21 protein-coding genes are annotated in these 20,999 nt (G+C 66.3%); 10 read left to right on the top strand and 11 right to left on the bottom strand.

Annotation, left to right across the window (positions count from 1 at the left end; genetic code table 11):
• Positions 1–56: 56 nt before the first annotated feature.
• From KBW98_RS10315 to KBW98_RS10305, 3 genes are all read left to right on the top strand, one after another.
• Positions 57–1,541, top strand: coding sequence for an aldehyde dehydrogenase (locus KBW98_RS10315; RefSeq protein ID WP_211520040.1), 1,485 nt, complete (start codon positions 57–59; stop codon positions 1,539–1,541).
• Between the two features lie 150 nt (positions 1,542–1,691).
• Complete coding sequence (locus KBW98_RS10310) at positions 1,692–2,153, top strand: hypothetical protein (protein ID WP_211520039.1); 462 nt, start codon at positions 1,692–1,694, stop codon at positions 2,151–2,153.
• Between the two features lie 10 nt (positions 2,154–2,163).
• Positions 2,164–2,562, top strand: coding sequence for a hypothetical protein (locus tag KBW98_RS10305; protein WP_211520038.1), 399 nt, complete (start codon positions 2,164–2,166; stop codon positions 2,560–2,562).
• A gap of 33 nt (positions 2,563–2,595) precedes the next feature.
• On the opposite strand, the gene KBW98_RS10300 is transcribed toward KBW98_RS10305, so the two are convergent.
• Together KBW98_RS10300 and KBW98_RS10295 are read right to left on the bottom strand one after the other, a co-directional pair.
• Positions 2,596–3,339, bottom strand: coding sequence for a LytTR family DNA-binding domain-containing protein (locus KBW98_RS10300; protein WP_211520037.1), 744 nt, complete (start codon positions 3,337–3,339; stop codon positions 2,596–2,598).
• Complete coding sequence (locus tag KBW98_RS10295) at positions 3,336–4,415, bottom strand: sensor histidine kinase (protein ID WP_229429102.1); 1,080 nt, start codon at positions 4,413–4,415, stop codon at positions 3,336–3,338. The genes KBW98_RS10300 and KBW98_RS10295 overlap by 4 nt, the downstream gene beginning before the upstream one ends.
• Positions 4,416–4,581: 166 nt before the next feature.
• Here KBW98_RS10295 and KBW98_RS10290 point away from each other — a divergent pair, with 166 nt between their 5' ends.
• Positions 4,582–5,907, top strand: a complete 1,326-nt coding sequence (locus tag KBW98_RS10290) for a glutamine synthetase family protein (RefSeq protein ID WP_373888925.1) — start codon at positions 4,582–4,584, stop codon at positions 5,905–5,907.
• 124 nt (positions 5,908–6,031) lie between these two features.
• On the opposite strand, the gene KBW98_RS10285 is transcribed toward KBW98_RS10290, so the two are convergent.
• Entirely contained in the window at positions 6,032–7,633 is a 1,602-nt protein-coding gene (locus KBW98_RS10285) for a response regulator (protein WP_211520035.1), read from the bottom strand.
• A 179-nt stretch (positions 7,634–7,812) separates the two neighbouring features.
• Between KBW98_RS10285 and KBW98_RS10280 the strand changes: the two genes are divergently transcribed.
• Positions 7,813–8,589: a DeoR/GlpR family DNA-binding transcription regulator gene (locus tag KBW98_RS10280; RefSeq protein ID WP_211520034.1), complete on the top strand. Its 777-nt coding sequence runs from the start codon at positions 7,813–7,815 to the stop codon at positions 8,587–8,589.
• A complete protein-coding gene (locus tag KBW98_RS10275; RefSeq protein WP_211520033.1) occupies positions 8,586–9,755 on the top strand; it encodes an MFS transporter in 1,170 nt (389 codons plus the stop codon). The genes KBW98_RS10280 and KBW98_RS10275 overlap by 4 nt, the downstream gene beginning before the upstream one ends.
• Positions 9,756–9,763: 8 nt before the next feature.
• Here KBW98_RS10275 and KBW98_RS10270 read toward each other — a convergent pair whose 3' ends face one another.
• The 3 genes from KBW98_RS10270 to panB form a co-directional block, all read right to left on the bottom strand.
• Entirely contained in the window at positions 9,764–10,375 is a 612-nt protein-coding gene (locus KBW98_RS10270; RefSeq protein ID WP_211520032.1) for a 3-hydroxyacyl-CoA dehydrogenase NAD-binding domain-containing protein, read from the bottom strand.
• 231 nt (positions 10,376–10,606) lie between these two features.
• Complete coding sequence (gene thpR / locus KBW98_RS10265) at positions 10,607–11,137, bottom strand: RNA 2',3'-cyclic phosphodiesterase (RefSeq protein ID WP_211520031.1); 531 nt, start codon at positions 11,135–11,137, stop codon at positions 10,607–10,609.
• 11 nt (positions 11,138–11,148) lie between these two features.
• Positions 11,149–11,988: a 3-methyl-2-oxobutanoate hydroxymethyltransferase gene (panB, locus tag KBW98_RS10260; RefSeq protein WP_211520030.1), complete on the bottom strand. Its 840-nt coding sequence runs from the start codon at positions 11,986–11,988 to the stop codon at positions 11,149–11,151.
• Between the two features lie 167 nt (positions 11,989–12,155).
• Between panB and KBW98_RS10255 the strand changes: the two genes are divergently transcribed.
• From KBW98_RS10255 to KBW98_RS10245, 3 genes are all read left to right on the top strand, one after another.
• Positions 12,156–13,391 (top strand): anion transporter, encoded by a 1,236-nt coding sequence (locus tag KBW98_RS10255; protein ID WP_211520029.1) that lies wholly within the window; start codon positions 12,156–12,158, stop codon positions 13,389–13,391.
• A 19-nt stretch (positions 13,392–13,410) separates the two neighbouring features.
• The gene (locus tag KBW98_RS10250) at positions 13,411–14,328 is read left to right on the top strand and encodes a LysR family transcriptional regulator (RefSeq protein WP_211520028.1); all 918 of its coding nucleotides are present in this window, start codon (positions 13,411–13,413) and stop codon (positions 14,326–14,328) included.
• A gap of 81 nt (positions 14,329–14,409) precedes the next feature.
• On the top strand, positions 14,410–15,405 hold the full coding sequence (locus KBW98_RS10245) for a zinc-dependent alcohol dehydrogenase family protein (RefSeq protein ID WP_211520027.1): 996 nt from the start codon (positions 14,410–14,412) through the stop codon (positions 15,403–15,405).
• Positions 15,406–15,424: 19 nt separating this feature from the next.
• On the opposite strand, the gene folK is transcribed toward KBW98_RS10245, so the two are convergent.
• The 5 genes from folK to KBW98_RS10220 are packed head-to-tail and all read right to left on the bottom strand — an operon-like array spanning position 15,425 to position 19,779.
• Positions 15,425–15,898, bottom strand: a complete 474-nt coding sequence (gene folK, locus KBW98_RS10240) for a 2-amino-4-hydroxy-6-hydroxymethyldihydropteridine diphosphokinase (protein WP_211520026.1) — start codon at positions 15,896–15,898, stop codon at positions 15,425–15,427.
• Positions 15,895–17,277 (bottom strand): polynucleotide adenylyltransferase PcnB, encoded by a 1,383-nt coding sequence (gene pcnB, locus KBW98_RS10235; protein ID WP_211520025.1) that lies wholly within the window; start codon positions 17,275–17,277, stop codon positions 15,895–15,897. The genes folK and pcnB overlap by 4 nt, the downstream gene beginning before the upstream one ends.
• Positions 17,270–17,944, bottom strand: coding sequence for an HAD family phosphatase (locus KBW98_RS10230; protein WP_211520024.1), 675 nt, complete (start codon positions 17,942–17,944; stop codon positions 17,270–17,272). Before KBW98_RS10230 ends, pcnB begins: the two co-directional genes overlap by 8 nt.
• A complete protein-coding gene (gene hda / locus KBW98_RS10225; RefSeq protein ID WP_211520023.1) occupies positions 17,941–18,639 on the bottom strand; it encodes a DnaA regulatory inactivator Hda in 699 nt (232 codons plus the stop codon). The genes KBW98_RS10230 and hda overlap by 4 nt, the downstream gene beginning before the upstream one ends.
• Positions 18,640–18,696: 57 nt before the next feature.
• Entirely contained in the window at positions 18,697–19,779 is a 1,083-nt protein-coding gene (locus tag KBW98_RS10220) for an AI-2E family transporter (RefSeq protein ID WP_211520022.1), read from the bottom strand.
• Positions 19,780–19,893: 114 nt separating this feature from the next.
• Between KBW98_RS10220 and purM the strand changes: the two genes are divergently transcribed.
• Entirely contained in the window at positions 19,894–20,937 is a 1,044-nt protein-coding gene (gene purM / locus KBW98_RS10215; RefSeq protein ID WP_211520021.1) for a phosphoribosylformylglycinamidine cyclo-ligase, read from the top strand.
• Positions 20,938–20,999: the final 62 nt, after the last annotated feature.

Genomic DNA, 20,999 nt, shown 5'->3' with positions numbered 1-20,999 from the left:
ATCAACTTTCCCAGGATTTGTACGCGCTTGTTGCTAAGACGTGAAGGATAGGCGAAATGACAACGAAAACCTGGCATGAACGAGCCGCCGCGCTGAACGCCGACGGCCGCGCATTCATCGACGGCTGGCGCGTGGATGCGCGCTCCGGCCTGTGTTTCGATTCCCTGTCGCCAGTCGACGGCCGCATGCTGGCCGAGGTGGCCCGCTGCGACGTGCTCGACGTCGACCTGGCGGTCACGGCGGCGCGGCGCGCCTTCGAGGACCGGCGCTGGGCCGGCATGGCGCCGGCCGCGCGCAAGCGGGTCCTGATCCGCTTCGCCGACCTGATGCTGGCCCACCGCGACGAGCTGGCGCTGCTCGAGACCATGGACATGGGCAAGCCGATCCGCTACAGCCTGAGCGTGGACGTGCAGCTGGCCCAGAACTGCATCCGCTGGTACGGCGAGGCGACCGACAAGATCTACGACCAGGTCGCGCCCACCCCCGAGGACAGCCTGGCCTTGATTACCCGCGAGCCGGTGGGCGTGGTGGCCGCCATCATCCCATGGAACTACCCGATGCTGATGGCGGCCTGGAAGATCGCCCCGGCCCTGGCGGCCGGCAACAGCGTGGTGCTGAAACCGTCCGAAAAGGCGCCGCTGTCCTCGCTGCGGCTGGCCGAGCTGGCGCTGGAAGCGGGCGTGCCGCCGGGCGTGTTCAATGTGTTGCCCGGCTACGGCGACGAAGCCGGCAAGGCGCTCGCCCTGCACATGGACGTCGACTGCATCGGCTTCACCGGCTCCACCCGCGTGGGCAAGCAGATCGTGCAGATGGCGGGCCAGTCGAACCTGAAGCGCGCCTGGACCGAGTTGGGCGGCAAGTCGGCCAACATCGTGTGCGCCGACTGCCCGGACCTGGACGCCGCCGTCGAGAGCGCGATCGGCTCCATCTATTTCAACCAGGGCGAAAGCTGCAACGCGCCCTCGCGCCTGTTCGTCGAGGAATCGATCCGCGAAGCCTTCCTCGACAAGGCAATGAAGCTGATCCCGCGCCACGCGCCGGGCGACCCGCTCGACGAGGAAACGGTGATGGGCGCCATCGTCGACCAGGCCCAGATGAAGACCGTGCTCGGCTACATCGAGGACGGCAAGGCGGCCGGCGCGCGCCTGCTGGCTGGCGGCGGCTCGGCGCGCCAGGACAGCGGCGGCCTGTACATCGAGCCGACCCTGTTCGATGGGGTGGACGGATCGATGCGCATCGCGCGCGAAGAGATCTTCGGGCCGGTGCTGTCGGTGCTGTCCTTCACCGACCTCGATGATGCCGTCAATCAGGCCAACAGCACGCCCTACGGCCTGGCGGCGGCCGTGTGGACGCGCGACATCAGCAAGGCGATCCGCACCTCCCGCGCCCTGCGTGCGGGCACGGTGCACGTGAACCAGTACGACAACGACGACATCACGGTGCCTTTCGGCGGCTACAAGCAGTCGGGCAACGGGCGTGACAAGTCGCTGCATGCCTTCGACAAGTACACGGAGTTGAAGACGACCTGGATCCAGGTGTGAGCGCCTTCAGGGCAGGCGACCTACGAGCAGACTGGGCTTTGCCGCTTCTTCACGCCATGATTCCGGCGGCAATCCCAGTTGATGCCTGCCAAGCTCATTGACAAGTTTTCGCGCAACGATAAGCGTCTCTTAGACTCCGAGGAGGCGCTTATGTCCGGATTCCAACCACGCGATTCACGCGGCATGTTCATGCTTCCCCAAGCTCCGGAGGGCGGTGGCTACTACACGTACGGCACCCCCACACAGGGCCGTGCCCAGTACGCCGATTTCCGATTGATGACCCTGATTCTCGCTGTCGAGCGGGAGTGGTCGGCAATCGATAGCCGCAGGTTCGGCATAGGGAACATCAGCAAGGCTGAAGGCGTAGGCTACGGGCATGAAACACACAAAAACGGTCTCCAAGTCGATATCCGCCCGCTTCGCAAGGACGGCCGCAGGGAGCCAGTCCAGTACACATGGCCGCAGTACGATCGCGAGGGGACGCGGAAGCTGATTGCGCTATTCCGTCGCTTTTCCCCACGCCCGCTAGTAATCCTCTTCAACGACCTGCACATCCCCGGCGTGAAATATTGGGATAAGCACAACGACCACCTGCATATAGCTCTTAAGTAAAGGAAGTCTCATGCGACGCAATACGTTTCTCCTGTTATCCGCCGCCATGCTGTCTGCGGTCGCTGCCTTCCCCCACTCTCACGCCGCTGCCCCGCAAGAATGGGACGGAGACTTCCATCCCGCCAAGGTGAGCTACCTGAGCTACTCGGGCAGTCTGAGCGAAAAGGAGCCACCCAAGACAGGCAGGCAGAAGCTTTCATTGATGATGGAAGGTCAGCTTGCCCAAGAATTGTTTGCTTCGATTGGTCCGGACCAGAAGGACGCCTGTGGCGAGGGATCGGGGCTTCGGATCAGGCGGCGAGGGGACATTTCATGTACCCTCGACAAAGATTCAAAGGCGTATCCTTACACCTGCTACATCGGCGTCGACATCAAGACTGGGAAAAGTACGACAGGATCGATCTGCTAGCTGGCAGGTTCAACAAACTTCCAGCGCAGGACCCTAGATCGACATGTCCCGCAGCGCCTTCGACGCCTCGCGGTTGGCGCCCAGGCGGGTGCCGTCGCGCATCTCGATCTGCAGCTGCGACTGGTCGTCCGGCGTCATCGACTCGACGAAGTCGAGGTTGACCAGCACCGAGCGGTGGATGCGGATGAAGCGCGCCGGGTCGAGCTGGCTTTCCAGTTCCGAGATGCCGAGCCGCACCAGGAAGTTCTGGCCGCGCGCGACGATCACCGTGTACTTCGAATCCGACTTCATGTACTCGATGTCGCCCACCGCCAGCGGGAAGATGCGGCCGCGGTCGCGCACCAGGATGCGTTCGACGCGCTTCGCCTCGCGCTGCCCGGCCTGCGCCAGCACCTCGCCCAGTTCCGCCGGGGAGCGTTCGGGCGTATCGAGCAGGCGCGTCACGGCCGCCTCGAAGCGCGCGCGGGTGAAGGGCTTGAGCAGGTAGTCGACGGCGTTCAGTTCGAAGGCGGTCACGGCGTATTGGTCGTAGGCCGTGGTGAACACGATCCGCGGCAGGTAATCCAGGCGGCGCAGCACCTCCAGCCCCGTCATCTCGGGCATCTGGATGTCCATGAACACCACCTCCGGGCGCAGTTGGTGGATCTGCGCCAGCGCCGAGGCGCCGTCGGCCGCTTCGCCCACCAGGCGCAGGCCGGCGTGGGCGCGGATGGCGTCGCGCAGCACGTCGCGGGCCAGCGGTTCGTCTTCCGCGAAGAATACGGTCTTGGTGTTCATGCCAGTCTTTCTGTGGATGCGAGCGGAATGGAAAACGCGACGGCGAAGCCGGCGCCCGGAGCGGTGTCGATGCGTAGCGCCGACTCCGCGCCGTAGTCGAGCACCAGGCGCTTCTCCACCGTGCGCAGGCCGAGGCCCGCGCTGCGCTGGATCGCGTCGGCCTCCACGCCTGGTCCGTCGTCGCGCACGGCAAAGCGCAGGCGGCCCGCCGCTTCGTCGCGCACGGTCTGGATGTGCAGGGTGCCGGGGCGGCTGTGCGGGTTGAACGCATGCTTGATGCTGTTCTCGACCAGCGGCTGCAGCGACAGCGCCGGCACTTGCTCGCTGCCGGCCTCGGGGTCGAGCTGCCACTCCACGTTCAGGCGGGCGCCCAGGCGCAGCGCTTCCAGTTCCAGGTAGTCGCGCACGAAGTCGAGCTCCGCATCCAGGGTGACGCGGTCGCTGCCGCTCTTCTCCGTGTCCAGCACGTAGCGCAGCATGTCCGAGAACTGGAACAGCGCCGTTTCCGCCGCATCCGGGTCCTTGCGCGTCAGTGCGATGATCGAATGCAGGGTGTTGAACAGGAAGTGGGGATTGAGCTTGCTGCGCAAGGCGTTCAGTTCCGAGGCGAGCAAGAGCCGCTGGGTCTCCTGCATCGCCAGGGCGTGGCGGTGCGCGGTGTCGCCGGCGCGGATCAGGTGGAACACGCCGGCGCCGAGCAGGTAGGTCATGCAGTGGTAGAGCAGGGGCCAGATGTACCAGACCACCGGCTTGTTGGCGCCGAAGAACAGCCAGAACGGGCCTTGCGACACCAGCGAGAAGCTGAGCGCGGCCAGCGCATGGACCGCGACGATGGTGGACAGGGCTGCACGGCGGCGCTCCAGGTAGCCGGTCAGCGGCCAGGCCAGCGCCAGCAGCAGGGCCGAGGGCACCATGCCGAAGAAGGAGAGGGCGGCCTTGCCGAGGTCGGGCTGTCCCGCCACCACCTGGTCCAGCTGGTCGGCGGTGGCCAGGAAGGCGGCATAGACCACCCAGCCGATCGCATAGATCTTCCACATCAGGCGATGGCCGGGCTGTTTGGGCGTTGATGTTTTCATGATGAAAGTATCGCGCAGAATGCGCCGCCGGTGGCCGGCCATGACGCGAAATGCGGGATTCGGTGCCTGGATTGAGGAAAGCCGCCAGCGGCGCGCGGGGCTGGGAGGCGTGGTGCTATATTGACCCTCCCGAGGCAGCGACGGAACCACGATGGACGACAGTGCGATGCGCGAATTTCTGCGCGAACACAACATTCACGAAGTCGAGTGCGTCATCACGGACATGACGGGCATCGCGCGCGGCAAGATCCTGCCGAAAGACCTGTTCCTCGACGGCGGCGCCATGCGCCTGCCCAAGAGCGTGCTCCTGAACACCGTCAACGGCGAGCAGCCCAACAACGCGCCCTATGTCGGCACCACCGACCCCGACATGGTCTGCGTGCCCGATCCGGGCACGATGCGGGTGGTGCCCTGGGCGTCGGAGCGGGTGGCCGTGGTCATCCACGATTGCCGGAATTTCGACGGTTCGCTGGTGGAGCTGGCGCCGCGCGCGGTGCTGCGGCGCGTGCTGGCGCAGTACGAGGAGCGCGGCTGGCGTCCCGTGGTGGCGCCCGAGATGGAGTTCTACCTGGTGGCGCGCAACACCAATCCGCACGAACCCCTGACCCCGCCAATGGGCCGCACCGGCATGGCCGAGACAGGCAGGCAGTCCTATTCGATCGACGCGGTGAACGACTTCGATCCCTTCTTCCTGGAACTGTCGAGCTTCTGCAAGGCGCACGACCTGGGCGTGGAAACCCTGATCCACGAGGCCGGCGCCGGCCAGATGGAAATCAACTTCGCCCACGGCGACGCGCTCGAGCTGGCCGACCGCGTGTTCCTGTTCAAGCGCGCCGTGCGCGAGACGGCCCTGCGTCACGGCATCTTCGCCACCTTCATGGCCAAGCCCATGGAGACCGAGCCGGGCAGCGCCATGCACGTGCACCAGAGCGTGGTCGACATCGCCACCGGGCGCAACATCTTCACCGCGGAGGATGGCGGACCGAGCCCCTTGTTCTTCCAGTACATCGCGGGGCTGGAACGCTACGTGCCCGATGCGCTGCTGATGTTCGCCCCGCACGTGAACTCCTACCGCCGCCTGTCGCGCTTCCAGTCGGCGCCGACCAATGTGCGCTGGGGCTACGACAACCGCACCTGCGGCATCCGCGTGCCGAATTCCTCCCCGGAGGCGCGGCGCGTGGAGAACCGGGTGCCGGGGGTGGACGTGAATCCCTACCTGGCGATGGCGGCGACCCTGAGCTGCGGCCTGCTGGGCATGACGGAGCAGCTCACGCCCTCCGAGCCGACCGGCGACAGCGCCGAGCACGTGCACGACGATCTGCCGCGCGACCTGGAGGATGCGATCTTGCGGCTGCGGCAGTGTCCGCAGCTGGCGGGGATGCTGGGGGAGCTGTTCGTGCAGGCGTATTGCGAGGTCAAGGAGCTGGAATTTGCGACGTTCAGCAGGGTGATCAGCTCCTGGGAGAGGGAGCATTTGATGTTGCTGGTGTGAGATGCGCGATCGGCTGCGGTAGGAGAACTTGGGTTCCGGCCTTCGCCGGAACGACGGTCCTCAGGCTATAGGAGAACTCAAACAACGTCATCCCGGCGAAGGCCGGGATCCAGGTTTGCCGGCGTCACGGACAAGGCAGCGTAATCGTCAGCTTGGTCACACCGGACCCGGATTCCATGCTGACGCTCCCACCCTGCACCTCGGCCATCAGCCGGATCGAATACGTCCCCAGCCCCGTCCCCCCGATCTTCTCGCCCGACACATACTTGTCGAAGAAGCGCTCCCGCAGCTCCACCGGCACCTCGCCCGGATTGTCGATCATCACATGCAGGTTGCCATACCCCGGCGCCACGATCATGCGCACCGCCGCGCCCTGCGGCGACGCCTCGACCGCATTCTTCAGCGCGTTGTTGAACATCGAATAGCACAGGATCGGCTCGCCCAGGCACATCAGGTCCCGGGGCGGATCGAAGCGGATCACCACGTCCTTCTCGGTGAAGGCCAGCTGTACCTGCTGCGCCACCTTGGCCAGCAGGGCGCCCAGGTCGAACATCTGCAGGATCGGCTGGTAGCTGCCTTGCTCCATCTTGTAGACGTCGAGGGTGCGGTTGATCATCTCGAGCGCGTGCTCGGCCGCCTCGCCGATCATGCGCACCTGCTCTTCCTGCGCCTCGTTCAGCGCGCTCCCCAGCAGGAACTGGCTGCCGTGCAGGGCCACGGCGATCGGGCTCTTGAGGTCGTGGCGGGTCATGCGCTCGACGTCCTCGCGCAGGCGCGCGTTCTCGATCAGGAGTTCGTTCTGGCGCTTCAGGTCCTGCATGGCGGTGGCCAGCATCAGGTGGGCCGAGAGGCGCGCCTTGAGGATGGTCGGGTCGGCCGGCTTGGCCACGTAGTCCACCGCGCCCAGGCGCAGGCCGGAGACCACGTCCTCGGTACCGTCGCGGGCCGACAGGAAGATGATCGGGATGTGCGCGGTCTTTGGATTCGCCTTGAGCTGGCGGCACACCTCGAAGCCGTCCATCACCGGCATCATGATGTCGAGCAGGATCAGGTCGACGTGGAAGGCGTCCGCGATCTCCAGCGCCTTCTTGCCGCTGATCGCGACCTTGATCGCGTACTCGTCCTTCAGCACGCCCGCCAGCACCTCGATGTTGGTCGGGATGTCGTCGACGATCAGCACCGTGCACTTCCTGACCCGTTCGCCGATCGGCTGGTCGAGGCCGATCACGTTCGACGGCGGCAGGGACGGCGTTACGGCCACCGGCGCGGGAGCCGGAGCCGGAGCGGCGGGCGCCGGACGGGCAGGGCGCGCAACCTGGGCGAAGGGAGACGAGGGCGCGCTGTCGAGCGTCACGCCGAGCATGCTCATGAACTTGCTGGCGAAGCTGTGCACCGTGAAGGGCTTGATCATGTAGGCGTTCACGCCCGCCTGCAGCGCGGTGCGCACCGAGGCCGGGTTGGCTTCGGCGGTCAGCATCATGAAGGGCGTGTGGGTGTAGCGGTGGTCGCTGCGCATCCACTTGAGCAGGTCGATGCCGCTCATGACCGGCATGCCCCAGTCGCCGACCACGATGTCGATCTGCTGCTTGCGCATCAGGTCCTGCGCCGACTTGCCATTGTCGGCCTGGAAGACGTTCAGGTAGCCGAGTTCGGCCAGCACCTGGCGCACATGGGTGCGGATCAGGAGGTAATCGTCGACGATGAGGATGGCGGAGGACTTGTCCATGATATTTCTAACAACGTAAGTTAATGGAGTTTAACAACTAATCGCCAGGCCGCCTATGTGGCTTGAAGGCCACTGTTGCATCCGTGTTTCGTCCTGTTTGCCTGTTTTTGCGTGTTTATACGTTTACTTGCGTGTTATTGCCTGTTTGTGTAGAGTTGACGCTCTCATCGGGAGGACACATGCAGTTAGCGGAAGAGCGCCGCCAAGCCATCGTCGAAGCGGTGGAGCGCGAGGGCAGGGTGCTGGCGGTCGAACTGGCGCGCAGCCTCGACACCTCGGAAGACACGATCCGGCGCGACCTGCGCGACCTGGACGCCGCCGGCCTGCTGCGCCGCGTGCACGGCGGGGCGGTGCGCCTGCGCCGCGAAGCCAGCTTCAGCGAGCGGGCCGAGGCCGACATGGCGCGCAAGGGCCAGCTGGCGCAGGGCCTGCGCGAATGCATCCGCCCGGGCGACACGGTGCTCATCGACGCCGGCTCCACCCACCTGGCGCTGGCGCGCCAGCTCGAGGACGGCTGCGCCGCGGCCATCGTCACCAACAGCCCCCAGATCGCCATGGCGCTGGGCCACTTCCGCCGCACGCGCATCGTCCTGCTGGGCGGCACCTACCACCCGGACGCCGGCGCCACCGTCGGCGCCGCCACCCTGCTCGAGGTGCAGCGCCTGCGCGCCGACCTGGCCCTGGTGGGCGTGTGCGGACTCGATCCCGCGCGCGGCCTGGCGGCCGCCAACCCCGAGGAAGCGGCGCTCAAGGCCGCCATGCTGGCCGGCAGCGCGCGGCGCGTGGTGGCGGTGCTCAACGAACGGCTGGAAGACGGCGCAGCCTTCGTGTTCGGCGCGCTGGCCGACCTCGACCACCTCGTGCTCGAGGCGGATGCTTCACCGGAAGCCGTCCAGCGGCTGCGCAGCGCCAACCCGGCGCTCGACATCAAATTTTCAGGAAAGGCCAAGGCATGAACCCTATTTCGACCACCAGCGCGACCACCAGCGCGCGCAGCATCGAAGCGGGACGCTGGGCCATCTCCACCGTCTTCCTGCTGAACGGCGCCGGCATCGGCCTGTGGGCCGCCCACGTGCCGGTGGTGCAGGAGCGCATGGGCATCGACACCTCGACCCTGAGCATGGTGCTGCTGACCATCGCCGCCGGTGCGCTGATGGCCATGCCCCTGATGGGCGGGCTGACCTCGCGCTTCGGCACGCGCCGCATGACCCTGCTGTCCGGCTTCGCGTTCGCGCTCATGCTGGGGCTGATCATGAAGGTGGACGGGCTGGCGCCGCTGTTCGTCACCGCCTTCCTGTTCGGCATTTCCAACGGCGCGCTGGACGTGGCGATGAACGCCAACGCCAGCGAGGTCGAGACTGCGCGCGGGCTGCCGACCATGTCCTCCTTCCACGGTTTCTTCAGCCTGGGCGGCCTGTTCGGCGCCGCGCTGGGCGGTTTGATCATCGGCCAGGGCTGGGGCCATGGCCAGGGTGCGATGGCGATGGGCGTGCTCACGACGGCGGTGCTGGCCGTGGCCGCGCCGCGGGTGCTGGCCTTTGCGCCGACCCATGCGCACGGCAGCCATTTCAGCCTGCCGCGCGGCGCCGCGCTCGGCCTCGGGCTGCTGGCCCTGCTGTGCTTCGCGGTGGAGGGCGCGCTGGTGGACTGGAGCGGCCTGCTGATGCAGGAGCGCACCGGCGCCGCGCCGGCCACCGCGGCTCTCGGCTTCTCGGCCTTCTCGATCGCGATGGCGGCTTGCCGTTTCGCGGGCGACCGGATGATCGTGCGCTTCGGCGCCCTGCGGGTGATGGTGGTGGGCGGCATCGCGATGTTCGCGGGGCTGGCGACGGCGGTGCTGAGCACGCACTTCCTGCTGTCGGCCTGCGGCTTCGCGCTGATCGGCCTGGGCGCGGCGAACGTGGTGCCGCTGCTGTTCGGCGCGGCCTCGCGCATTCCGGGCATGAGCGCCGGGGCAGGTGTGGCGGCGGTGGCGACCCTGGGCTATGGCGGGCTGCTGCTGGCGCCGCCGGTGCTGGGGTGGATTGCCACGCAGTCGAGCATCATGATGGCGCTGGGTGTGCTATCGCTGTCGGGATTGGTGATCGCAATGAGCGCCGGGGTGGTGAAGCGCCACGGCTGAGCCTTTCCTTACACCCGGGCCGGGTCGGCAATCACTGCAACCCGATCGAGTTGCCGGGCCAGGGCAAGGACGGTGCACAAGCTGTCGCTCGACGTATCCCTGCCGGGCACCAGCTCCCACGGCGCGCTCTTGCCGGTGGAAACCGGGATCCTGATGCCAAGTACGTCACCCGTACGCCTGGTGCAGCGAGCAAGCCGGTCGACGCCGGCTTCCAGCCGAGTAGTCACGAGTATGGAACTTGGCTTTGCAACTTGGTCAAGCTGGCGGAACACTATCTCGGTGCTAGCCATGTCGCCTGCTCCCACGTCCACCATCAGGTCGCAGTCTTTCAAGTGATGGAAATTGGTCGTCGCCGCCATCAGGGCAAACCGGCGATCGGTCTGCGCCTGCACGAGTTCGCCCTTGTCGAGCGCGTCCCGGTACGCCAGGCGCGCCAGCGCCACGACCTCGTCGAGCGTTGCGCGCTCGGGATCGTACAGCGTCACCGGCACGTCGGCATCCAGCAATGCCATGGCGATGCCCATGCCCGCAGTCGTGGCGCCGATGATGCCCACCCGCCCGATCGGGCGTGAGCCGGCGCTTGCCAGCGCGGCGCGGCTTTCGTCGTTCATATTGCTCATCTGGTTTCTCCCATACCGTAAATGGATGAGTTCATCATAGGTCAAACCCATGCATGCACCTTTTATCCGGCAGGAAAGAGTAGACGATTATTTCGCCATGAAATTCAATGACTTAATGGCTTAATTCCGCATTGCGAAAAGATGTATTGTGCAGTGCAATATCCGAGCGGATTTTCGAAGGAGACTGCTTCACAATGTGAAACACGGTTTAACGCTGTGAAAGTGCTGGCCTCAGGCCGGGGGGCTGCCATAGTCGTGCAGGACGATATATCCGCCGCCATCGCCTGGCCGCGATTCCACCAGCGCATATCCTTGCGCTTCCCATGTGACGGCAGGACCGGCAGTGGGCGGGACGGCTCCGACGGCGCGCCTGGCCATGGTCACATGCGGCCGGTACTTGCGCGCTTCCGGCGCCAGGCCCAGCGTCACGAGCGCCTCGTTCAGCCGCGCGTGCAGCGCCAGCAGCTCCGGCGGCTCGCCATGCGGCTCCAGCACCGCCAGTCCGCGCGGCCACATGACGGCGCGTCCCAGCTCCAGCCGGAAGGGATCGAAGGGTACGCTAAAACCGTCGCGCAGCTCGGACAGGCGGCTGGAGGGGAGGTTGCCCAGGAAGTGCAGGGTCAGGTGCAGCTTGTCGGTATGCACCGGGGTAGCGCCGCGCGGCCAGCCCCAGGCGTCGCGCCATTCGCGCAGCTGGTGGCGAATGGCGGGGTCCGGCCAGAGGGCCAGGAACAGACGGGTCGTCTCTTGCTGGCCACTCATCGCCGTCTCCGTTAGAAGCAGTGCTCCGGACCGGGGAAGCTGCCGTCCTTCACGGCCGCCACGTAGGCGCCGACCGCCGCGTCGATGCTGGTCTGGCCTTCCATGAAGTTGCGCACGAAGCGCGCCTTGCGGCCCGGGAAGACGCCCAGCAGGTCGTGCATGACCAGCACCTGGCCCGAACAGTCGGGACCGGCGCCGATGCCGATGGTCGGGATGAACAGCAGGTCGGTGACTTCCTTGCCCAGTGCCGCCGGAATGGCTTCCAGCACCACCATCATGGCGCCCGCCGCCTGCAGCGCGAGCGCGTCGGCCTTCAGGCGCTCGGCCGCCTCGTCGGTCTTGCCTTGCACCTTGAAGCCGCCGAAGGCGTGCACGAACTGCGGGGTCAGGCCGATGTGAGCGCATACGGGAATGCCGCGCTCGACCAGGAAACGCACGGTGTCGGCCAGCCAGGCGCCGCCCTCGATCTTGACCATCTGGGCGCCGGCGCGCATCAGCTGCACGGCGCTGTCGTAGGCCTGCTGCGGATTGCCATAGGCGCCGAAGGGCATGTCGGCCAGCACCAGCGCGTTCTTGTTGCCGCGTGCGACCGAGGCGGTGTGGTAGGCCACATCGGCCACCGTCACCGGCAAGGTCGAGTCGTGGCCGGCGCAGACCATGCCCAGCGAATCGCCGATGAGCAGGACTTCGACGCCGCAGCGGTCCATCAGGGACGCGAAGCTGGAATCGTAGGCGGTCAGCATCGCGATCTTGTTGCCGGCCGCGCGCATGGCGAGCAGGGAGGGAACGGTCACGGCCTTGGCCACGGGCTTCGGCGCCTCGTTGCCGCCACCGCCGAGATAAGCGCTCATAGATATCCTTTTGAAAACGAAACTTCCAGAGCGCGTAGTGTAATGCGGCGGCCGCGATTGCGCAGGAAAGCTTCTAGAAAGGGGCTTCTAGGAACGGCATGGAGCTCCGGGGAGTTTTGCTAAGATGGGCAGGGTTTACATGGAGAACGCCGTTCTATCGACGCCCAATGGCCACGACTATCCTCATTATCTTTCTCATCGTTTATCTCGGCATGATCCTCGGGGGGCTGCCCTTCCTGCAGCTCGACCGGACCGGCGTGGCGCTGCTGGGGGCCATCGCGCTCATCGGCATCGACGCGCTGAGCCTGGAAGAGGCGGTGGCGGCGATCGACCTGCCGACAATGATCCTGCTGTTTTCCTTCATGGTGATATCGGCCCAGATGCGTCTTGGCGGATTTTATGACTGGGTCACCCACCGGCTGGCGGGCTTGCCCTTGCGTCCCGCGGGCCTGTTGGCTGTGCTGGTCATCATCACCGCCGCCCTGTCGGCCATCTTCAGCAACGACATCGTTTGCCTGGCGGTTGCACCGGTGCTGATCGAGGCCTGCAGGCGGCGCCAGCTCGCGCCGCTTCCTTTCCTCCTGGCGCTGGCTATTGCCGCCAATATCGGCTCGGCCGCGACACTGATCGGCAACCCGCAGAACATGCTGATCGGCCAAACGCTGCGTCTGCCTTTCGGCGCCTACTTCCTGAAAGCGCTCCTGCCCGTCGTGGTGGGACTCTTCATCAGCTGGGCGCTGATCGTCCGGCAGGCCGGCGGACGATGGAGGGAAACCGGCGCCAGTGCCGACGCGGCAGCCGCTCCCGGGCCGGGAACCGGGGAAGTCCCATTCGACGCGTGGCAAACGATCAAGGGACTTGTCATCGCCGGCGCGCTGTTGATGGCCTTCCTGGCGGCGCCCTGGCCGAGGGAACACATGGCGCTCATCGGCGCCGGCATCTTGTTGATGAGCCGCCGGCTGCATTCCCGCAAGATGCTGGGCCTGGTGGACTGGGAGCTGCTGGTCTTGTTCATGAGCCTTTTCGTGGTGAACCATGCCTTGCAGCACACAGGCATGCCCGCGGACGCCATGGCGTACCTCGCCACCGCCGGCGTCCGGCTGGATCAGCCGGGAGCCCTGTTTCTGGCCACCTTCCTGCTTTCCAACCTCGTCTCCAACGTACCAGCGGTGATGCTGCTCCTGCCTGCTGTCCAGCATGAAGTCGGCGGCGTGCTGCTTGCCCTGGTCAGCACGCTGGCAGGGAACCTCTTGATTGTAGGAAGTATCGCAAACATCATCGTGGTGGATGCCGCAGCCAGGTACGGTATCGCCATCGACTGGAGAAGCCATGCCCGCGTGGGTGTACCCGTCACGCTGGCGACCCTGGCTGTCTCGGGAATCTACCTGGCGCTGCTTTTCTGACCGCTGCAAAAAGGACATCATGGACAGGCTCGATGCGATGCGCGTGTTCTGCGCGGTGGTGGATGCGGGAGGATTCAGCAGGGCTGCGGAGCGGCTTGGCATGTCCACGTCCTCGGTAACCACCCATGTGGCCAGCCTCGAGTCGCATTTCCGCGTGAAGCTGCTGCACCGGACGACGCGCAGCATGTCCCTGACCGGCGAGGGCAGCCAGTGCTACCAGCATGCATTGCAATTGCTGGCAGACATGCAGGAACTGGAAGCGCGGCTCCATGATGCCGCCGACACGCCCAGCGGAACGTTACGGGTGGACATGCCGGGACTCGTCTCGCGACTGATCGTCTCTCCGGCGCTGCCGCGTTTCCTGGCGCAATACCCCGACATCACGGTCCGTGCGACCGTCAGCGACCGCTGGCTCGACATGGTCGAAGAAGGGGTGGACGTGATGATCCGCATCGGGCCTGTGGCGGACTCCGGTCTCGTCGCACGCCAGCTCATGCAGACGAGCTTCGTCTGTTGCGCCTCGCCGGACTTCGTACGCCAGCACGGCCAGCCCGCGTCGACCGAGGCATTGCGCGATTTTGCCTGCCTCGGTTTCACGCTGCCGAAAGCAAGGCGACTGCGACCGTGGGTGTTCAAGGACGCCGGCGAAGTCGTCCCCCATACGCGCGTCAGCTCCGACCATGCCGATTCCCTGCTCGAGCTGTGCAAGGCGGGCGCCGGCATTGGCCAGTTCCTGTCGCTTTCCGTTGCGGACGCCTTGCGCAGCGGCGAACTCCTGCCCTTGCTCGAGCCCTGGCAAGCCGATGGCCCGGTGGTGCACGCGCTGTTCCAGCAAAGACAGCAGCGCGCCGCGAAGGTGCGGGCCTTCGTCGACTTTGTGGCGGAATTGTTCGCTGCGCGGGCCGGCATCGGGGCACCGATTATCCCGGCTTCCTGAAAACTGCATCCGCTCTTGCTCCATTGAATCGCCCCGGCCGGCTCACTACACTGAATCATCCCTCACCCACCGGAGCACATCATGGAACAGACGATGAAAGCGGTTATCCTCAGCGCATTCGGCGCACCAATGACCGTGAACGAGCTGCGCCGTCCGCTTGCGGGCGCCGGCCAGGTCCTGGTACGCATCAAGGCCAGCGGCGTCAATCCCCTCGATCTCAAGATTGCCGCCGGCAAGGCGGATCATGCCAGGGTCAGCTTGCCTGCCATCCTCGGCATCGACATGGCCGGCGTGGTGGAAGCGGTTGGTGAAGGCGTGCAAGGCTTTGCACCGGGAGACGAAGTATGGGGCATGACCGGCGGCGTGGGCGGCGTGCAAGGGTCGCTCGCCGAATACGCCGCCGTGGACGCTCTGCTGCTTGCCCACAAGCCGGCCAGTATCGGGATGCGCGAAGCCGCGGCCCTGCCGCTGGTATTCATCACCGCATGGGAAGGGCTGGTGGACCGCGCCCGGATCGCGGCCGGCATGAAGGTGCTGGTGCATGGCGGCGCCGGCGGCGTCGGGCATGTCGCCGTGCAGATCGCCAAGGCGGCCGGCGCCGAGGTCTACGCAACCGGCAGCGCCGGGCAGCGTGACACCATCGAAGGCTTCGGCGCCGTGTTCATCGATTACCAGGCCAGCAGCGTCGAGGAATACGTCACGCAATACACGGACGGCGAAGGCTTCGATATCGTGTACGACACCGTGGGAGGCGCCACCCTCGATGCCTCTTTCGTGGCGGCGCGCCGCTACCACGGCCACGTCGTCAGCTGCCTGGGCTGGGGCACGCATGCGCTGGCGCCGCTATCCTTCCGCGCCGCCACCTACTCAGGCGTATTCACCCTCCTGCCCCTGTTGAGCGGCAAGGGCCGCGCCAACCATGGCCACATCATGACCAAGGCAGCCAGGCTGGTAGACGAAGGGAAGATCAAGGTCTTGCTGGACGGGCGGCATTTCGCGCTGTCCGAAGCCACCCAGGCACATGCGGCCATGCAGGACCGCAGCGCACGCGGCAAGATCGTGGTGGATGTCGCATGAACCGGATTGCCTGACCCGGTCAGGCAATCCGGGTGATGAACTGGTCGGCCACCTGCGGCACGAAGGCGCTGGCGGGGCCGAGGCCGGGAATCCGGGCGTCGGGCGCGATTTCCAGCAGCGGCGCCAGCACGAAGGCGCGCTCGTGCATGCGCGGGTGCGGGATGGTGAGCGTGTCGGTGGCGATGGTCTCGTCGCCGTAGAGCAGCAGGTCGACGTCGAGGGTGCGCGGGGCGTTGCGGTAGGGCCGCTCGCGGCCGTGCGCCAGTTCGATCTCCTGCAGCGCCTCCAGCAGGGCCTGCGGCCCCAGCGAGGTCTCGATGCGGGCCACGGCATTGACGTAGTCGTCGCCGCCCGAATCGATGGGCGCGGTGCGGTACAGGCTGGAGCTGCCGAGCAGGGTGGCGCCGGGCAGGGCGCCAAGGCGCGCGATCGCGTCCAGCACGTTGGCCTGGGCGTCGCCCAGGTTGGCGCCGATGCCGATGAAGGCGATCATTCCTCGCCGCCGCCCGCACCCTGGGTTGCCGGCGCGCCTTCGCCATTGCTCTTGCGCGGACCGCGGCGCGGACGGCGCTTCTTGGCCGGGCCACCGCCTTCGCGTTCGCGGGTGTTGGCCGCAGCCACCAGGCGTTCGCGCTCGCCGCCTTCGGCGTCGTAGAACTCGGTCCACCATTCGCCGATCTCGGCCGGCAGTTCACCCGAGGCGCAGCGCAGCAGCAGGAAGTCGTAGCCGGCGCGGAAGCGCGGGTGCTCCAGCAGCTTGTAGGGCGCGCGGCCGGTGCGGCGCTCGAAGCGCGGCTGCATGGCCCAGATGTCGCGCATGTCGGTAGCGATGCGGCGCTGCAGGGCCAGGTTGTCGGTTTGCGTTTCCAGCACGTCGTCGGCCGCCAGGTGCAGGGCCGGAATCGGCGATTCGCCGGCGGCGCGGTAGGCGTTCCACTTCTCCAGCACCTGGTGCCACAGCAGCGAGGCGAACAGGAAGCCCGGCGAGACGCCCTTGCCGGCCTTGACGCGGCCGTCGGTCGACTCCAGCGCCAGGGTCACGAACTTCATGCCGATCGGCTGCTCCAGCACCACGTCCAGCAGCGGCAGCAGGCCATGGTGCAGGCCGGCCGAGCGCAGCTCCTTGAGGCAGGCCAGCGCATGGCCCGACAGCAGCAGCTTGAGCATCTCGTCGAACACGCGCGCGGCGGGCACGTTGTCGATCAGGGGCGCCATGACCGGGATCGGGGCGCGCGTGGTCGGCTCGATGGTGAAGCCCAGCTTGGCCGCGAAGCGCACCACGCGCAGCATGCGCACCGGGTCCTCGCGGTAGCGCGCTTCCGGCATGCCGATGATGCGCAGGGTCTTGGCGCGGATGTCCTCGATGCCGCCGTGGTAGTCCAGCACGCTCTGGGTGGCCGGGTCGTAGTACATCGCGTTGATGGTGAAGTCGCGGCGCGCGGCGTCCTCGTGCTGCGGGCCGAAGCTGTTGTCGCGCAGGACGCGGCCATGCTCGTCCTTGGGCGCGTTGTCGCTGCCGTTGCCGCGGAAGGTGGTCACCTCGAGCAGGTCCTGGCCGAACATCACGTGCACGATCTGGAAGCGGCGGCCGATGATGAAGGCGCGCCGGAACAGGCGCTTGACCTGTTCGGGCGTGGCGTCGGTGGCGATGTCGAAGTCCTTGGGCTTCACGCCCAGCAGCAGGTCGCGCACCGCGCCGCCCACCACGAAGGCCTTGTAGCCGGCTTCCTGCAGGGTCTGGGTCACCCGGACCGCGTTCGCGGAGACGTTCTTCGGGTCGATCTTGTGCTCTTCCGGCCCCAGGATCACCGGTTCGGTCGGATCGCGATCGTTCTTGACGCCGAGGATTTTGCGGATGAATTTTTTAATCATTGAATAGACGGATGGTTGGCCAGCCCTGCGCCTGCGCATGGCTTGCGAGCGCGCTGCTCGGGTTGGTGGCGATCGGGTGGGACACGATCGACAGCAGCGGGATGTCGTTGTGCGAATCGCTGTAGAAATGGCTGCGCTCGAAGCTCTCGAACGGCCTCCCCATGCGCTCCAGCCAGGCGTGCATGTGATGGATCTTGCCGGGACCCGAGGTCGGGGTACCGGCCAGCCTGCCCGTCAGCCGGCCCTGGGCGTCGACTTCCGGCATGGCGGCGATATGGTGCTCGACGCCGAAGGCGCGCGCGATCGGGGCGGTGATGAAGTGGTTGGTGGCGGTGATGATCGCCACCAGGTCGCCTGCGTCCACGTGCTCGCGCACCAGCTTGACGGCCTGGGGCAGGATCGCAGGCTCGATCACTTCGCGCATGTACTGCGCGTGCAGGGCGTCGAGGCGCTCGCGCGGGAAGCGCGCCAGGGTGCCGAGGGCGAATTCCAGGTATTCGACCGGGTCGAGCACGCCGGCCTGGTACTGGGCGAAGAATTCGTCGTTGCGGCGGCGGAAGGCGGCTTCGTCGACCGCGCCGACGCGCACCAGGAACTCGCCCCATTCATAGTCCGAATCGATCGGCAGCAGCGTGTGGTCCAGATCGAAGATGGTAAGGTTTTTCATACTTTAGGTTCCGACTGCGTAGTGTCCGGTTGCTGGTTTTCCTGCAGCAACAAATCACGCAGCAGGGGCAGCGTGACCGGGCGCTGGGTCTCGAGCGAATACTGGTCGAGGGCGTCCAGCATGGTCGCCAGCGAGCGCATGTCGCGCTTGAAATGTGACAACAAATAGGGTAACACGCTGGCCGACAAGGTCAAACCGCGCGCTTCCGCGGCCTGGGTCAGGGCGGCGATCTTCTCGTCGTCGGACAGGCCGTGGATCTGGTAGACCAGGCCCCAGCCCATGCGCGTGCGCAGGTCCTCGCGCACCTGCAGCAGGGCCGGCGGCACCGGGCCGGTGCAGACCATGTAGGCACCATGCTCGCGGATCTGGTTGAACAGGGCGAAGGCGTCGATCTGGCGCTGCGGCGACAGGCGGTCGCAGTCGTCCAGCAGGTAGAGGCTGACCTCCGGCGTAAAGACGAACTGGTCTTCCGGCGCATCGGCCGGGATGTAGCGCGAGCCCGGGCTGGCCGCCAGGGCTTGCAGCAAATGGGTCTTGCCGGTGCCGGTGTCGGCCCACAGGTAGGCGAAATGCTCGCGCGATGCGCGCTGCGCGAACTGGTGCATCAGGTGCGCCATTTCCGCGTTTTCGCCCACCTGGAAGGTGTCCAGGCTCTGCGCCGGCTCGGCGCCCAGGTCAAGCACCAGCTGTTTCATGGTGTTGGTCGTTTGCAAACACAATCGAATGCGCAATCGTCTGCGCTGTAATAGTTGTCAGGCATTATAGAAGCTGCTGCGCAGGTAGTGGCTGCGCACGTGGCGGAAGCCCACCATCAGCACCGCCGAGGCCGGCAGCGCCAGCAGCACGCCGGCGAAGCCGAACAGCTCACCGAAGGCCATCAGGGCGAAGATCACGGCCAGCGGATGCAGGCCGATGCGCTCGCCCACCAGGCGCGGGGTCAGGATGAAGCTTTCCAGCAGCTGGCCGGCCGTATAGATGACGGCCACCCAGATCACGGCGCTCCAGCCGGCGAACTGCAGCAGGGCCGCCACCAGGGCCAGCAGCATCCCCAGGCCGAAGCCCAGGTAGGGAACGAAGCCCAGTACCCCGGTCAGCACGCCCACCGGCAGCGCCACGTCCAGCCCGATCAGGGCCAGCGCGGCCGAGTAGTACACGGCCAGCACGATCATCACCAGCAGCTGGCCGCGCAGGTACTGGGCCAGCAGCGCATCGGACTCGCGCGCCATGCCGGTGACCTTGGCCACGTAGCGGCGCGGGATGGCGCCCTCGATGCGGGCCAGCAGCGCGTGCCAGTCGAGCAGCAGGTAGAACAGCACCACCGGCACCAGGGTCAGGGTGGCAATCCAGCCCAGCAGGGCGCTGCCGCCCACGCGCACCTTGGCCAGCACCGTAGCCCAGACGTCGTCGCCGCTGGCCGCCACCTGGCGGGTCAGGAGCTCGCGCAGGCCCTCGCTGTCGAGTTTCACATGGACGCCGTACTGGGCCAGCCAAGGCGAGAACATGGTGTCGAGCTTGGTGAAGAAGGCGGGAATCTTGGCCTGCAACAGGGGAATCTCGGCGCGCAGCACCGGCACCACGATCAGCACCAGGGCCAGCACGGCCAGGATGAAGGCGGTCAGCACGATCGAGACCGCGACCACGCGCGGCATGCGGGATTTGCCGGTCCGGGCGCGGCTCAGGCGGTCGACGGCGCCGCCCAGCATGTAGGCCAGGATGGCGGACGCCAGGAAGGGCGAAAGGATCGGACCGAGGGTGTACAGCAACAGCGCCAATGCCAGCCAGAGCGCCAACCAGAATGTCGATTGCTTTTGCTCCGGGGTGAGGAAAAAGGGCATGCGATGTTGGTTTTATTGGGTAAACGGGTTGGAAGAGGGCCGTTTTGTTAAAATAGCGGATTGACCAGTTTTGGTCTGCCGCCTTCTATTTTACCGCCTCCGCTGCCAAATACCATGAGCCAACCATCTAATGTTTCTCTCTCCTACCGCGACGCGGGTGTCGACATCGACGCCGGCGACGCCCTGGTCGAAGCAATCAAGCCGTTCGCCAAGCGCACCATGCGCGAGGGTGTCCTGGGCGGGATCGGCGGCTTCGGCGCGCTGTTCGAGATCAGCAAGAAGTACAAGGAACCGGTCCTGGTGTCGGGCACCGACGGCGTCGGCACCAAGCTGAAGCTGGCCTTCGAGCTGAACCGCCACGACACGGTCGGCATCGACCTGGTCGCGATGAGCGTGAACGACATCCTGGTGCAGGGCGCCGAGCCGCTGTTCTTCCTCGACTACTTCGCCTGCGGCAAGCTGGACGTGCCGACCGCCACCGATGTGGTCAAGGGCATCGCCCAGGGCTGCGAGCAGGCCGGCTGCGCCCTGATCGGCGGCGAGACCGCCGAGATGCCGAGCATGTACCCGGACGGCGAATACGACCTGGCCGGCTTCGCCGTCGGCGCGGTCGAGAAGTCGCAGATCATCGACGGCACCAAGATCGCCCCGGGCGACGTGGTGCTGGGCCTGGCCTCGTCGGGCGCGCACTCGAACGGCTACTCGCTGGTGCGCAAGATCATCGAAGTCGCCAAGCCTGACCTGGAAGCCGACTTCCACGGCCGCAAGCTGGCCGACGTGCTGATGGCGCCGACCCGCATCTACGTCAAGCCGCTGCTGGCGCTGATGGCGGCGATGGAAGTGAAGGGCCTGGTGCACATCACCGGCGGCGGCCTGGTCGAGAACATCCCGCGCGTCCTGCAGGACAACCTGACCGCGGTCCTGGACGGCAAGTCGTGGACCATGCCGCCGCTGTTCCAGTGGCTGCAGCAGCATGGCGGCGTGGCCGACGCCGAGATGCACCGCGTGTTCAACTGCGGCATCGGCATGACCGTGATCGTGGCGAAAGAGAACGCGGATGCGGCGATGGCCCAGCTGCAGGCGGCGGGCGAGACCGTGTACCGTATCGGCGAGATCCGTGCGCGCGCGGAAGGGCAGGCGCAGACGGTTGTCGAATAAGCCGGTTTTTTTCGGCTGATGGAAAACGGGCGCCCTCGGGCGCCCGTTTTGTTTTGCTAGAG

Source organism: Massilia sp. ST3, assembly GCF_018119405.1.
Taxonomy (GTDB): Bacteria; Pseudomonadota; Gammaproteobacteria; order Burkholderiales; family Burkholderiaceae_D; genus Telluria.
This window is presented reverse-complemented; position numbering and strand designations above follow the sequence as displayed.